Genomic DNA, 14002 nt, shown 5'->3' with positions numbered 1-14002 from the left:
GTAGATGAACTATTGCGTCCGGCAATGACGACATTGTAGTCATTGCATTGCGGCTATGAATGGCAGCTCCTATCGTGTCACTACACGTCAAGGAGGAGCCAAGTGAAGATTGCGATTCTCGGCGCCGGCGCATTAGGCTGCGCGATCGGCGCCGCTCTCACGGAGGGCGGCCACGAAACGTGGCTGCTGGGCCGTTCGCCCGCCCATGTGGAAACGATGCGCCGCGACGGCCTTCTGGTCGACGATGCCAACGGTTCGCGGCGCATTGCCGTGCGCGCCACGACTCAGGCGAATGAAGTCGGCGTGGCTGATGTGGTCGTCGTACTGGTCAAGTCCTTTCACACCGACGCCGCGATGCGCGGCGCCCTTACGCTGGTCGGGCCGCCGACGGTTGTGCTTTCGCTGCAGAACGGACTCGGGCACGAGGACATCCTCGCCGAAATCGTCGGCCGCGAGCGCGTGCTGGCGGGCAAGACGTATGTCGGCGGCGTGCTGCAAGGTCCGGGACATATCCAGTCGGGCGTCACCGGCAAGCTGACCTACATCGGCGAGCTCGACGGTCAGTTCACGCCCCGCGTGCAAGCCGTCGCCGGCGCGTTCAATGCAGCCGGCCTGATCACGACAGTCAGCGACAACATCATGGGCACGATGTGGGACAAGCTGCTCGTCAACGTCGCCACGGGCGCGCTCACGGGCATCACGCGGCTCACTTACGGACAGCTCTACGAAGAGCCGCTGCTCAAATCGACCGCCCTGGCGGCCGTATCCGAGGCGATCTCGGCGGCACAGGCGGCTGGCGTCAGGCTTTCGATGACTGATCCCGAGCAAGCCTGGACGCTCGCGGCCGAAGGCCTCTCTCCGGCGTTTAAGACTTCAATGCTGCAGAGCCTCGAAAAAGGCTCCGTAACGGAGGTCGATTTCATCAACGGCTCGGTAGTGCGCTGGGGACAAAGGCTCGGCGTGCCGACGCCCGTCAATGCGACGCTGGTCGCATGCATCAAGGGCATCGAACGCGCGATGGCCGATCAACAACGCAAGGAGGCAACGGCATGAGCGGCTCCAAAGCTTATCTCGAACACGTGGCCATCTGGGTGAAGGACATCGGCTGGCACATCCGCTTTTTCGAAGACGTGCTCGGCATGACGATGCGCGAAGTCGACGGCACCGTCGACGCGCCGCGTCAGTACTGGACGCTCGGCGGCCTGCAGTTCATTCACGCGCCGCAGTACGAGGGCTCCGAAGGCCGGCTCGCGCACCTCGGGATCATGTGCGAAGACCTGGAAGCGGCACTCGCCGCGGCTCGCCCCTATGCCGTCAGTGAGATGCCCCAAGGGCGCAACTGGCTGCGCCTGCCCGACGGACTCGCCATCGAGCTGATCCAAGCCAGGCCTGCGTCCTGCGTCGCGCAGGCGCTCGAGATCGACCCGCGCGCGGAGATATGACCATGACCATCATCGAAAAATACTGGGACGACGCCCGCGAAGGCGACGAGTGCGTAAGCCCGAACTACACGGTGACGAAGGAGCGCATCCTTGCCTATGCCGACCTTACGGGCGACCACACACCCGTGCACGTGGATGAGGCGTATGCCAATGCGAGCCACTTCGGTTGCCTCGTCGCGCATGGGCTGTTCGGGCTGTCGATTGCCGACGGCCTCAAGACGCAGAGCGACTATCGCTTCCTACCTGGCATGTCGCTCGGCTGGACCTGGGATTTCCTGCTGCCCATAAAGGTCAACGACGTCCTGCACGTGAAGTTTCGCATCGGCGCGATGCGGCCGAGCAACAGCCGTCCCGGCTGGGGCATCGTCGTCTTGCTGTCCGAGCTGATCAATCAGGATGGACAGATCGTTCAACGCGGCGAGCATCGCCTGATGGTGCCGCGCCGACCGGGAGCCTATTGATGCAGCAGATCCGTCCCCTCGAAGGCATACGCGTCGTCGACTATAGCCACTTCCTCGCCGGCCCCTACGTGGGGCGCTGCCTCGCGGCGCTCGGCGCCGAAGTCATCAAGGTCGAGCGTCCCGGCAGCGGCGACGCCGGCCGCCAGCACGCGACGGTGCTCGACGACCAGCAGAGTGGCTATTTCCTGCAACTCAACATGGGCAAGCGCGGCGTCAGTGTCAACATGAAAGACCCGCGCGGCAAGGAATTCATGCGGCGCCTGTGCGACTCGGCGGATGTGTTCGTCGAGAATTACCGCCCCGGCGCATTGGATAAGCTGGGGCTGGGCTATGCCCAGCTATCCGCGAGCAATCCGGGCCTCGTCTACTGTTCGATCTCCGCATATGGCCACACGGGCCCCGATGCGCATCGTGCAGGCTTTGGCCTGATCGCGGAAGCGAAGAGCGGCATCATGCAGATGGTCGGCACGCCGGGCGAGCCGCCGCCGCTGCTGCGGATATCGCTCGGCGATATGTACACCGGCGTTCACGCGGTCGCCGCGATAAATGCGGCGCTGCTCGGGCGTGTGAAGAGCGGACGCGGACAGCATATCGACATGGCGCTGTACGACACGCTCGTCTCCATGCACGAGTATGCGGTGCAATGCTACACGCTGCGAGGCGTGCTGCCGGAGCAGACGGGCCACGATATGCCGACGTCGACCCTCTATGGCGTGTTTCGCGCGGCGGACGGCGACCTCGTGATCGCGGCGCAGGTGGACGATGCATGGAAGCGCTTCGCATCGCTGATCGAAACGCATGGCGGGCCCGCCGGATTCGGCAGCGATTCGCGCTTTCACGATAGCGCGGGCCGCAACGCGCATCGGCAGGCGATTCTGTCCGTCGTGCAGCCGTGGGTCGCCGCGCGCCCGGTCGCTCAGGTGCTCGAACGGCTGGACGGCATCGATGTGCCATGCGCGAAGGTGCAGCGCATCGACGAGGTGCTCGACGATCCGCAGATCCAGGCGCGTGGCATGGTGGTCGAACAGCACCATCCGCGTTACGGGACACTGCGCCTGCCCAATCTGCCGTTCCGCTTCTCTGATTGTGATACGACGATCCGCGAGGTCGCCCCCGATCTCGGACAGCACAACGCGGAGGTCGCGCAATCGCTAGGCTTTTCCACTGCGGAGATCGACGCGATGCAAACCGAAGGCGTTCTTTACGCGAAGTGAGACATCATGAGTGACCAGTATGCAGTGATCGGCAATCCGATCGCACACACGAAATCTCCGCTGATCCACGGCCTCTTTGCCGAAACGACTCGGCAGTAGATGTCATATATTGCAATCGAAGGCCCGCTCGATCCTGACGATGGCTTCGAGCGGATCGTGCGTGAGTTCGCCGCCGACGGCGGCAAGGGCATGAACGTCACTGCGCCGTTCAAGCTCAGGGCGTTCGCGCTCGCCGACGAGCGCAGCGAGCGCGCGGCGTTGGCGGGCGCCGCCAATGCCCTCAAGTTCGAGAACGGGCGGATCGTCGCGGAGAATTTCGACGGCATCGGACTCACGCGCGATATAGAAGTCAATCTCGGCGTGCCGCTTGCCGGCAAACGGGTCTTGATGCTCGGTGCAGGCGGTGCGGCACGCGGCGCGCTGCTGCCGTTTCTCGCCGCGCGTCCCGCCGATCTGGTCATCGCCAACCGCGACGTGTCGAAAGGGGGGGCGCTCGTAGCCCAAGTCGGCCCGCACGACGTGGGATTGCATGCTTGCGGCTACGGCGATCTCGCGGCGATGGGGCGCTTCGATGTCGTCGTGAACGCGACCTCCGCAAGCCTGACAGGCGAACTGCCACCCGTCCCGCCGAGCGTCTTCAGCCCCTATGGCACCGCCTACGAGCTTGCGTACGGCAAGCGGCTCACGCCGTTCTTGCGGCTTGCCCGCAACGCAGGCGTGCTCGGTGTCGCGGACGGCGTCGGCATGCTCGTCGAGCAGGCAGCCGAAGCGTTTGCATGGTGGCGCGGTGTGCGTCCCGAGACGAGCGCCGTGATCGATCGTCTCACCGTGCCGCTCGACTGAGTGCGAAAAGGGGAAAAGAAAATGAAGAGCATCCTGATGCTTCACGGCATCAATCACAACATGTTCGGCAAGCGCGACCCCGTGCAGTACGGCACGGTCACGCTAGCCGAGATCGATTCGAGGCTGCAGGCACTGGGCGCGGAACTGGGCGTGCACGTCGAATCGTTCCAGACGAACAGCGAGGCGGCGATGTGTGAGCGCATTCATCGTGCGTTCGAAGAGGGCAAGGACGCCGTGCTGATCAACGCCGGTGCCTGGACGCACTACAGCTACGGCATTCGCGACGCACTCGCGATCCTCACGTGTCCGATCGTGGAACTGCACATGTCGAACATTCATGCGAGGGAAGCGTTTCGGCACCATTCGGTGTTCGCCGATATCGTCAAAGGACAGATCTGTGGCTTCGGGGTTGACAGCTATCTTCTCGCACTGCGGGCGGCCCATGCTGAGGTCAGCGATTGAGCGACGCACCAGGATTGAAATTGGGCTAGACACTGTACCAGTCTTGCAGAAGCGCTTGGCGTAACCCGGATGACGGTAGTCCCACAGTGCCTTGAGATCGTCCTTGAGCACGTAGACCGTCATCAGAGCTTGATTGGCCGCCAGGACCTCTTCGAGCCGGGCTGGTAGAACTCGGCCACATGGCGCAGTGACATGACCTATGATCATCACCGGGCGGGCGATTGCATATTCACGACCGTGGCTGTTTCGGCAAGGAAGGATTCGATGGCCGTGGCAAGCGCGAGCGGCGTTTCGTTCATCGGATAGTGGCCGGCGTTCTGCAAGACCTCAACAGTGGCAAGGGGATAGCGGCGAAGGTAGGTTTTGGCCATCAACCCGGCATTGAATGTTGGATCGTGCTCCCCCACCAGCACCTTCACCGGATGCCGCCCGACAATCTCGTCGCTGAAATCGGTATCGGCCCACGCATGGACGTACGCAGCGAACGCTTCCGGAGAGGAATGCGTTGCCGAATACGCCGCTTTCCATTCGACCCAGGACGAGGGCAACCGTCCGCCGGTGCTGCGGTCGATGATGGCTCTGCGATTGTCCACGTGCGCGGCGGCATCTTCGAGCAAACGCCGCGTCTCGGCATCGTACGAAATGCCGCCGCACGGAACTGGCGCAACCGCAACGAGTGCCCGTACCCGATCAGGGGCGCGTGTCGCAATCCTCTCGATCGCCATGCCCCCCATCGAATGACCGATCAGGCTGAAGGCCTGAAACCCGAGAGCATCCGCAAGCGCGAGCGCATCGGACGCGATCTCGTCGATCGTGTACGTTCCGCGCGTCTCCTGCATGCCCCCGTAGCCGCGATAATCCATGAATACGTAACTGAACGCGTGGCCATTCAGCCAGGGTTCAATCTGTTCGAACGAGTGCGCGTCACCGAACCAGCCGTGAAGAACGAGGACGGTGTGAGGGCCGTTCCCCACGCTGTGAAACGTATTAGGCATATAGACTCCGATGCGAATGGGATGTGTGTGGTCTTCATTCGGCGCGACCGCGAACTTTCCGAAGACGCCATTGCGCCGTCACGCGACAGATGCGGTAGATCGTAAGCTGACCGAGATAGGCCCGCCTTCGGTAACGGGTCATTCGCTGTAGAATTTGGGCCATGCGAAATACCTTGGTCGATCCCTTCGAAGACATCCCGCGCAGCGTGGTCGTGACGGCGAACGATTACTCTGCGGGTTCATCGTTTCCAGTACACGCGCATCGACGTGGTCAGTTCGCGTTCGCCTCTCGCGGTACGATCAGCGTGGCGACCCCCGAAGGCCGGTGGCTCGTTCCACCACAGCGAGCTTGCTGGGTACCTGCCGGTATTTCCCACGAAATGACGATGAGTGGGCCAGTAACTATGCTCAACGCTTTCGTGTCACTGGAAGAAGCGGAGGCCGAGCAACTGCCTGTCCATTGCTGCGTCTACGGTGTGTCGGCACTTCTCAAGCAATTGCTAGAGGAGGCCGTCGACTTGCCGGCGATGTACGACGTTGATGGACGTGCCGGCAAGCTAATGAATCTGCTCGTCGCGGAGATAGCGTCAATGCCGCATCTGTCACTTCATGCACCGTTGCCGAGCGATACTCGTCTCGCGCGCGCATGCCGTCGGCTGTTTAATGCGCCATCGATTACCGTTGGGCTCGACATGATGGCCGCCGAAGTCGGAATGAGCAGGCGAACCTTTACCCGGCTTTTCCGTGCGCAGACCGGCGTAAGCTTTGCCGAGTGGCGCCAGCAGGTCTGCCTGCTCACAGCCATCGAGCGTTTGAGTGGAGGGCAACCTGTGACCCGGGTCGCATTGGACCTCGGCTACGCAAGTCCCAGCGCATTCTCATCCGCATTTCGTCGTGTACTCGGGGAAACGCCGAGTCAGTATTTAGAGGCACGCCGAGCGGCTTGAGGCAACAGCCGCTCGGTTCCGGCTGCTCTGCAATCTCATGTCGTCGAATGCACTGAATTTGGGATGAAACGCGCTCGCGTTCCCTCCTCAGATCGGCGAAGAACAAAAAAAGCGCCGCGGGCGTTCAGCCCCCGGCGCCATGGCATCGCGCTACGACGAATACCTCACGCCGCAGCCCAACAGCGTGCTTACATATTGACGGTGTCGGCCACTTCCTTGAAGTCTTCGATCTGATCGAAGTTCATGTATTTGTAGATCTTGTCGCCATTGGCGTTGATCACGCCGATGTCGGCCATATACTCGTCCTTGGTCGGAATCTTGCCCAGGCGCGAGCAGATGGCCGCCAATTCCGCCGAGCCGAGGTACACGTTCGTGTTTTTGCCGAGCCGGTTCGGGAAGTTGCGGGTCGAGGTCGACATGACCGTGGCGCCTTCACGCACCTGCGCCTGGTTGCCCATGCAAAGCGAGCAGCCGGGCATTTCGGTACGCGCACCGGCGGTGCCGAAAACACCGTAGTGACCTTCTTCGGTCAACTGCTTCTGATCCATCTTGGTCGGTGGGGCCACCCACAGCTTGACGGGGATATCGCGCTTGCCTTCGAGCAGTTTCGACGCCGCACGGAAGTGGCCGATGTTGGTCATGCACGAGCCGATGAACACTTCGTCGATCTTGGCACCGGCCACGTCCGACAGCGTCTTCACATCGTCCGGATCATTCGGGCAGGCCACGATCGGCTCGTGGATGTCCGCAAGGTCGATCTCGATGACGGCTGCGTACTCGGCGTCGGCATCAGGCGACAGCAGTTGCGGATCGGCCAGCCACTGCTCCATCGCAGTGATGCGGCGCTGCAGACTGCGCGGGTCCTGATAGCCCTGAGCGATCATCCACTTCAGCAGCGTGACGTTGCTGTTCAGGTATTCGATGATGGGCGCTTGGTTCAGGTGGACCGTGCAACCGGCGGCCGAGCGCTCGGCGGAAGCATCCGACAATTCGAACGCTTGCTCGACCTTCAGATCGGGCAGACCTTCGATTTCGAGAATGCGGCCCGAGAAGATGTTCTTTTTGCCTTGCTTCGCAACCGTCAGCAAGCCTTGCTTGATCGCGTAGAGCGGGATGGCGTTGACCAGGTCGCGCAGCGTCACGCCGGGCTGCATCTTCCCCTTGAAGCGGACCAGGACCGATTCCGGCATGTCGAGCGGCATCGTGCCGGTGGCGGCCGCGAAGGCGACCAGGCCCGAGCCAGCCGGGAAGCTGATGCCGATCGGGAAGCGCGTGTGCGAATCGCCGCCGGTGCCCACGGTGTCGGGCAGCAGCATGCGGTTCAGCCACGAGTGGATCACGCCGTCGCCCGGGCGCAGCGCGATGCCGCCGCGCGTGCTGATGAAGTTCGGCAGCGTCTGGTGGGTCTTCACATCCACCGGCTTCGGATAGGCGGCGGTGTGACAGAACGACTGCATGACGAGGTCGGCCGAGAAGCCCAGGCACGCCAGGTCCTTCAGTTCGTCGCGGGTCATGGGGCCAGTGGTGTCCTGCGAGCCGACCGAGGTCATCTTCGGTTCGCAATAAGTACCCGGGCGGACGCCCTGGCCTGCGGGCAGGCCGCAGGCGCGGCCAACCATCTTCTGCGCCAGCGAGAAGCCCTTGCCGCTATCGGCCGGCTGCTGCGGCAGACGGAACAGGGTCGACGGCGGTAGACCCAGCGCTTCCCGTGCCTTGGCCGTCAATCCGCGGCCGATGATGAGGGGGATGCGGCCGCCGGCGCGCACTTCATCGAAGAGCACCTCGGACTTCACCTGGAATTCGGCGATCACCTCGCCGTTCTTCAGGGCCTTGCCTTCGTATGGGCGCAACTCGACCACGTCACCCATTTCCATCTTCGAGACGTCGAGTTCGATCGGCAGGGCGCCGGCGTCTTCCATCGTGTTGTAGAAGATCGGGGCGATCTTGCCGCCCAGGCACACGCCGCCGAAGCGCTTATTTGGAACGAACGGGATGTCTTCACCCGTGAACCACAGCACCGAGTTGGTGGCCGACTTTCGCGAGGAGCCGGTACCGACCACGTCCCCCACGTACGCGACGAGGTGGCCCTTTTGCTTCAGCGACTCGATGAACTTGACCGGGCCACGCTTGCCGTCCTCTTCCGGGGTGATGCCGGGACGGGCGTTCTTCAGCATCGCCAGCGCGTGCATCGGAATGTCCGGACGCGTGGTGGCATCGGGGGCGGGGGAGAGGTCGTCGGTGTTGGTTTCGCCCGTGACCTTGAAGACGGTGATCGTCAGGCTTTGCGGCACTTCGGGCCGGCTGGTGAACCATTCCGCGTCGGCCCAGCTTTGCATGACGGCGCGGGCGTTGGCATTGCCCTTCTCGGCCAGTTCCTTGACGTCGTGGAACTGATCGAACATCAGGAGGGTTTTCTTCAGCGCATCGGCGGCGACGGGTCCCACTTCGGCGTCGGACAGCAGTTCGATCAGTGGCTGGATGTTGTAGCCGCCCAGCATCGTGCCGAGCAGTTCGGTGGCGCGGGCGCGCGAGATCAGCGGGCAGGCGGTCTGGCCTTTGGCCACGGCGGCCAGGAAGCCAGCCTTCACGCGAGCGGCTTCGTCCACGCCGGCCGGGACGCGGTGGGTGATCAGGTCGAGCAGGGTCTGCTCGTCGCCCGCGGGCGGTTTCGTCAGCAGTTCCACCAGCTCGGCGGTCTGCTGAGCCGCCAGCGGCAGGGGAGGAATACCGAGCGCGGCGCGTTCGGCCACGTGAGCACGAAAGTTTTCAAGCATGGGGGACCTGCTGTTTTTTTGCGGTTCAGGGGAAGGCTTATCAGGCACTCCGGTATAGCGGACACTGCTTCGGATCGCGATTCTAATGGCAATGGCATGCGGCGTCAAATGTCTTATATCTTATATAAGAGTGGCAAGCAACGATCAGGCCGGCCATGCGTTTGCCATCGCGCATCCCATCACAACTGCACGGGCGTGAAGCCGTCGGGACTCCAGTCCTCGCTGCCGACCCCGTGATGGACAAAAAAGAATCCTTCGGGGTCGTACCGGTCCTTGATTGCTTTCAGCCGCGCATAATTCGCCCCCCAGAACGCTTCGCGCCAATCTCGACGAAAAAAATCGGTTTCCGAAAGATAGGCGCCGCCTTCCGGCGACAATGCTTTAAGAACGGCCGCGGCCTTCGCCACACGCTCGGCTTGGCGATGTGCTTCTGCCATATCAGTGGGCGCGACCGGGAGGCCTGCAATCGGCGGCGGACCGCCCGTAGCGACAATCATCAGGGCGAAGGCGTCGGCAACCTTAGGATTCATGGCGCACTGACGCGCCTGCTCGTTCACTTCCGGGGGAGCGCCCGCGAGTCCTTTGTTGACATGCAGTTCCACGGTCTGAATGCAGGCGGCCTCCGTGAGCGCGCCGACGAGGCGACCGCGTTGTGCAGGTTCGAGAAGCGTCGCGGGCAGCCATTGCGACTCGTAGCCGTACAAGAATAGCGAGGCCTCGTCTTCATCGCCTCGCCACCAACCGTGGTGACTGGCCGCTCCAGCCCGAGGGTCGCGCACCAGTCCAGGGTTCGCCTTGAAATCCCACCAGTGGCGTGCGGGCCCGGCGCCGATGTGAGGTTCGGTGTTGAACGTGAAATCCGACGGCGAAGCTCGTACCCAATCGATGAAAGGCGCCCAGGTCGATTTGGCTTGTCTGTCGTTGAGGCCCTGACAGACCATCGAAACGTGGACTTCATCGTCATGAAAAACAAGCTGCTCGCCCCATTGGGGGTTAAACAGATTCTCGGCGTAATGATCCACGAGCCGTTTGACCAGACGCCGGTATGCGTCACGCGATGACGCCTTGACCTTGAACGCAGCCCAACCAAAATGCGCTGGCAGATCGTGGGTCTGCAAAGTGATCTTTGTCACTACGCCGAAACTGCCGCCGCCTCCACCTTTCAGCGCCCAGAAGAGATCGGGCTCCCGCGATGCGTTCACGGTGCGGATCGCTCCACCTGCAGTGACGATCTCGGCCTGAAGCAGGCTTGCGGCCGCCAATCCGTAACGCTTCGAGAACGATCCGAAACCGCCTCCCTGGACGAGGCCGGCCACCCCCACGCTCGCACAGCCGCCGCCCTGGACGTATCGCCCTGCCTGGGTGGTGACGGCAGTGTAGACATCGACCCACATGCAGCCGGCCTCTACGGTCACAGCCGGCGTCGATGGCATCGAACAGTCCAATGGAATGAACGCATCGTGTAGCTCGATGCGATTCATCGCGCGTGTCCAGATCAAAAGGGAATCCGGCGCGTTCGAGCCGCCAAGGTAACTATGCCCCCCGCCTTTCACCACCAGACGCAAATTGTGTTGGCGCACGAAATTGATGGCCGCAACGACGTCGGCGGTGGAGCGGGCCGCCACGGCGTAAGCGCTCGCGCGGGGTGTCCATGCGTCGAGCCAGCCTGAGATCTGAGTGCCGCCGGGATCGTCGCCGAGCGCGATCGGGTTTCTTGCTTCCTGCAGGCGGGCGAGACAATCGGGCGTGCGAGGCGCTTGCGCACAGGCCTGCCAGATGGTCTTCGGTCGCAATAAATTTCCGCCGACTGCGCGACTGAGCGCTTCCCACTCCTCTGCTTCCGGCCATGCAGGGTCGCCAGGCCGGACGCGGCCCATTCCAGCCATGGCAGGAATCACGTCGGCAAAGATCGTGGTGGTGGGGAGGAAAGACAGGGCGGCAACACCCTTTAGCAGGCATCGTCTCTTCATGACGTCCTTTTTTCTTACCGGCAGCCAGTCGGCTTGGCGAATCGTCTTTTCTGGATTCTAAAGCGAGCTTGGCTCGCTGCACTTGATCGTCAGCAAAGGGCGATTTGCGATCGCGAGTGCCCTGCGCCACTCAGCACTTTCGAGAACGTCGGGGTCGGCTGGAGCAGCGTGACGACATCAGCGAGAGGATCGGTCATGATCGGACGAACACAAATGGAATGTGGACGTTCGATTGTAGCCAGTCCAGCCTGTCCCGACGTATCGTGCTGAGACTGTTACAACACAGGAGTCGACATGAAGACGGTATTGATCACCGGCTGCTCGTCCGGTTTTGGCCTCGAGGTTGCGCGGCATTTTCTGGATCGCGAATGGCGCGTGATCGCCACGATGCGCACGCCGCGGGAAGACGTGTTGCCACGTTCCGATCGTTTGTCCATCCTCGCGCTCGACGTGAAGGATCCGCAGAGCATCCGTGGGGTCATCGATGCTGCCGGCCCTATCGATGTGCTTGTCAACAACGCCGGCATCGGCTTTCTCAACGCGCTTGAAGGCACGCCGATGGACACTGTGCGCGACATCTTCGAAACGAACACGCTCGGCACCATCGCGATGACACAGGCGGTATTGCCGCAGTTTCGCGAGCGCCGGAAAGGCGTGATCATCAACGTCACATCGACCGTCACTTGTCGACCGCTGCATCTGCTATCGGTGTATACCGCCAGCAAATCTGCGGTCAACGCGTTCAGCGAATCGCTCGCGCTCGAACTGGAGCAGTTCAATGTGCGCGTACGCGTGGTGCTGCCGGGACGTGCACCATCCACGCGCTTTGGCGAGAACGCGCAAGCACGCATGAAGGACGGTTTTCCCGAGCCATACAGCGCAATCGTGCAGCAGATCTTCGCGAACTGGCAGAAAGAGACGACTGTCACGCATGCAGCGGATGTCGCCGAAGCGGTGTGGCTCGCCGCAAACGACGCGTCGAGTCCGTTCATGATTCCAGCCGGCGAAGACGCCATCGAGTGGTACGACGCGCGGTCTCGATAGCGCGCCGGCCAGGACGAGGGACCGCTGAGATCGGTCCATACCGTGCCGTACCGAGCTTCGGTACGCGCCCCGGGTAATGCATGGTCGGGTGACCGCTCGCCCGCGCGACTACTCAAACGGCCTGAGCTGCGACTCTGGCACGTCGATGCGCAGGTCCTCCATCAGCACCGTCTCGATCGGCTCGTGTGACGCGCCCTCGCTCGCGACCTTGATGGGCAGCCCATGGCTGACATCGAACCACAGCTCATAGCGGAACACGCCCGTCGCTAAGTGCCCGGGCCTGCACGTCACGATCACATGAGACGCTCGACGTGTGCCGATCGTGTCAGCGCCGACGACCTGCGTGTCGCCATGCAGTTGAAGCTCATGGACGTTGACGAGCAGTGCGCCGATATCGGACTGATCGACGCGATGACCCTGCGGGCTCAGGATCATGCGATTGTCGGGACTGAGCGTGAGCGTCGGAATGGTGTCGAAACCAAATGGCCAGAGCTTGACCTTCCGGCTTTCAGGGTTGTAAGTGAGTGTCGCGCCGGCATGGGGACGGATGAAGTCCATGCGAACGAAACCTGGCTTGCGGTAGCCATAGAGTATTTCGACCGGTTCCGCTCCCGCCGATGTCGATTTGAGCGTGACCTGATAGTTTTCGAGCACATCGAAGCATGATTGCGCAGCGGAAACGAAATCCCGGTCCGGAAGTGGCGCGTTCGTCATCGGGTGATTTTGGCGCATTGCTCCGCACCAAGCAATGCTCGCGCGGGCGAACCTGCATGCGCCTGGGCCGTCCTGCGAATATGCGGAGCGTGTCGCAAACAAGGAGGAAGAGCACCTGGTGACCATCGACGTGCGCGGCCAAGAGCTTTGCGCTGGAGGCAGAGGCCAGCGACGCGTCGACAAATCGTGATGTACAGCGGCAAACCGCGATAAGTGCAACAATCGAACTCGTCAGCGTGCTTGCAAGGCAACCACGCGAACGTGAGCCAGACGACGGGCCGTCCGGGCGGAGTCTGGCTTTCCGAATCGAGCACCGAACTCTGCTGCGCTAACGGTCCGGCGCGGCGAGTCACAACGGCGATTGAGGGAGTGACGGCCCATGATGCTGACGCTCGCCAACGTGTCGAAGCACTACGACGGCACCACGCCGCGCAACGTTCTGCGCGGTGTAAATCTCGAACTGCGGGCAGGTGAATGCGTCGCGATCATGGGCGAATCGGGGGTCGGCAAATCGACGCTGCTCAATCTCGCGGCCGGACTCGACCGGCCGGATGCCGGTCAAATCGTCTTTGACGGACAAGATCTCGCCGTGCTCGACGACGACGCTGCCACGCTGCAGCGCCGCCAGAAAATGGGCTTCGTGTTCCAGGCGTTTCATGTGCTGCCGAACCTGTCGGCGGCGCAGAACATCGCGTTGCCGCTGCTCTTGAACGGCATGCGCGCGAAAGACGTGCCCGCGCGCGTGTCGCGCCTACTGCTCGCGGTCGGGCTCGGCGGACGCGAGCACGCGCTGCCGCGCGAATTGTCGGGCGGCGAATTGCAGCGGGTCGCGATCGCCCGTGCGCTCGTGCATCAGCCGCGTCTCGTGCTGGCCGACGAGCCCACCGGCAATCTCGATTACGACACGGCGATGCGCATCCTCGCGCTTTTGCGCGAGCTGGCGCAAAAAAACGGCGCGGGTGTGCTGCTCGCAACGCACTCGGCGGCCGTGGCGGCTGCCGCCGACCGCGTGCTGCGGCTCACGCCAGATGGGCTCGAGCCGTACGCGCGGGGCCCGGGCGGAGCATAGCGGCGATGCGATGGCTTGGCACCGTACGTCCATCGCGTGACTCCGCTTCGCCGCGCTCGTCGCGCCG

12 protein-coding genes and 2 pseudogenes are annotated in these 14002 nt (G+C 62.7%); 9 read left to right on the top strand and 5 right to left on the bottom strand.

Features of this window, described 5'->3' with window-relative positions; all coding sequences use genetic code 11:
- The first annotated feature begins 102 nt into the window (after positions 1 to 102).
- From B0G57_RS01495 to aroQ, 6 genes and pseudogenes are all read left to right on the top strand, one after another.
- Positions 103 to 1053: a ketopantoate reductase family protein gene (locus tag B0G57_RS01495; protein WP_018438794.1), complete on the top strand. Its 951-nt coding sequence runs from the start codon at positions 103 to 105 to the stop codon at positions 1051 to 1053.
- Positions 1050 to 1442: a VOC family protein gene (locus B0G57_RS01490; RefSeq protein ID WP_018438793.1), complete on the top strand. Its 393-nt coding sequence runs from the start codon at positions 1050 to 1052 to the stop codon at positions 1440 to 1442. The genes B0G57_RS01495 and B0G57_RS01490 overlap by 4 nt, the downstream gene beginning before the upstream one ends.
- 2 nt (positions 1443 to 1444) lie before the next feature.
- A complete protein-coding gene (locus tag B0G57_RS01485) occupies positions 1445 to 1903 on the top strand; it encodes a MaoC family dehydratase (RefSeq protein ID WP_026229314.1) in 459 nt (152 codons plus the stop codon).
- Positions 1903 to 3117, top strand: coding sequence for a CaiB/BaiF CoA transferase family protein (locus B0G57_RS01480; RefSeq protein WP_018438791.1), 1215 nt, complete (start codon positions 1903 to 1905; stop codon positions 3115 to 3117). The genes B0G57_RS01485 and B0G57_RS01480 overlap by 1 nt, the downstream gene beginning before the upstream one ends.
- 6 nt (positions 3118 to 3123) lie before the next feature.
- Positions 3124 to 3960 (top strand): annotated as a pseudogene (gene aroE / locus B0G57_RS01475) (shikimate dehydrogenase).
- A gap of 21 nt (positions 3961 to 3981) precedes the next feature.
- Entirely contained in the window at positions 3982 to 4422 is a 441-nt protein-coding gene (aroQ, locus tag B0G57_RS01470) for a type II 3-dehydroquinate dehydratase (RefSeq protein WP_026229313.1), read from the top strand.
- A gap of 206 nt (positions 4423 to 4628) precedes the next feature.
- Here the strand turns inward: aroQ and B0G57_RS01465 are convergent, their stop codons facing one another.
- Positions 4629 to 5417, bottom strand: coding sequence for an alpha/beta fold hydrolase (locus B0G57_RS01465; protein WP_018438787.1), 789 nt, complete (start codon positions 5415 to 5417; stop codon positions 4629 to 4631).
- A 161-nt stretch (positions 5418 to 5578) separates the two neighbouring features.
- Here B0G57_RS01465 and B0G57_RS01460 point away from each other — a divergent pair, with 161 nt between their 5' ends.
- The gene (locus tag B0G57_RS01460) at positions 5579 to 6364 is read left to right on the top strand and encodes an AraC family transcriptional regulator (protein WP_026229312.1); all 786 of its coding nucleotides are present in this window, start codon (positions 5579 to 5581) and stop codon (positions 6362 to 6364) included.
- 188 nt (positions 6365 to 6552) lie between these two features.
- Here the strand turns inward: B0G57_RS01460 and acnB are convergent, their stop codons facing one another.
- From acnB to B0G57_RS32325, 3 genes and pseudogenes are all read right to left on the bottom strand, one after another.
- Positions 6553 to 9138 carry a bifunctional aconitate hydratase 2/2-methylisocitrate dehydratase gene (gene acnB, locus B0G57_RS01455; protein WP_018438785.1) on the bottom strand — a complete coding sequence of 862 codons (2586 nt, stop codon included), beginning with the start codon at positions 9136 to 9138 and terminating at the stop codon, positions 6553 to 6555.
- 179 nt (positions 9139 to 9317) lie between these two features.
- Positions 9318 to 11108 carry an FAD-dependent oxidoreductase gene (locus B0G57_RS01450; RefSeq protein ID WP_026229311.1) on the bottom strand — a complete coding sequence of 597 codons (1791 nt, stop codon included), beginning with the start codon at positions 11106 to 11108 and terminating at the stop codon, positions 9318 to 9320.
- Between the two features lie 107 nt (positions 11109 to 11215).
- Positions 11216 to 11305, bottom strand: a pseudogene (locus B0G57_RS32325) (AraC family transcriptional regulator); the annotation flags it as partial.
- Between the two features lie 97 nt (positions 11306 to 11402).
- Between B0G57_RS32325 and B0G57_RS01445 the strand changes: the two are divergent.
- A complete protein-coding gene (locus tag B0G57_RS01445) occupies positions 11403 to 12152 on the top strand; it encodes an SDR family oxidoreductase (protein WP_018438782.1) in 750 nt (249 codons plus the stop codon).
- Positions 12153 to 12260: 108 nt separating this feature from the next.
- On the opposite strand, the gene B0G57_RS01440 is transcribed toward B0G57_RS01445, so the two are convergent.
- Positions 12261 to 12884 (bottom strand): LolA-like protein, encoded by a 624-nt coding sequence (locus tag B0G57_RS01440; RefSeq protein WP_018438781.1) that lies wholly within the window; start codon positions 12882 to 12884, stop codon positions 12261 to 12263.
- A gap of 364 nt (positions 12885 to 13248) precedes the next feature.
- Between B0G57_RS01440 and B0G57_RS01435 the strand changes: the two genes are divergently transcribed.
- Positions 13249 to 13935, top strand: a complete 687-nt coding sequence (locus B0G57_RS01435) for an ABC transporter ATP-binding protein (protein ID WP_026229309.1) — start codon at positions 13249 to 13251, stop codon at positions 13933 to 13935.
- The last annotated feature ends 67 nt before the right edge of the window (positions 13936 to 14002 follow it).

This window comes from Trinickia symbiotica, from assembly GCF_002934455.1.
GTDB lineage: Bacteria > Pseudomonadota > Gammaproteobacteria > Burkholderiales > Burkholderiaceae > Trinickia > Trinickia symbiotica.
The sequence above is the reverse complement of the archived record's forward strand: the minus strand, read 5'-3'. Positions and strand labels throughout refer to the sequence as shown.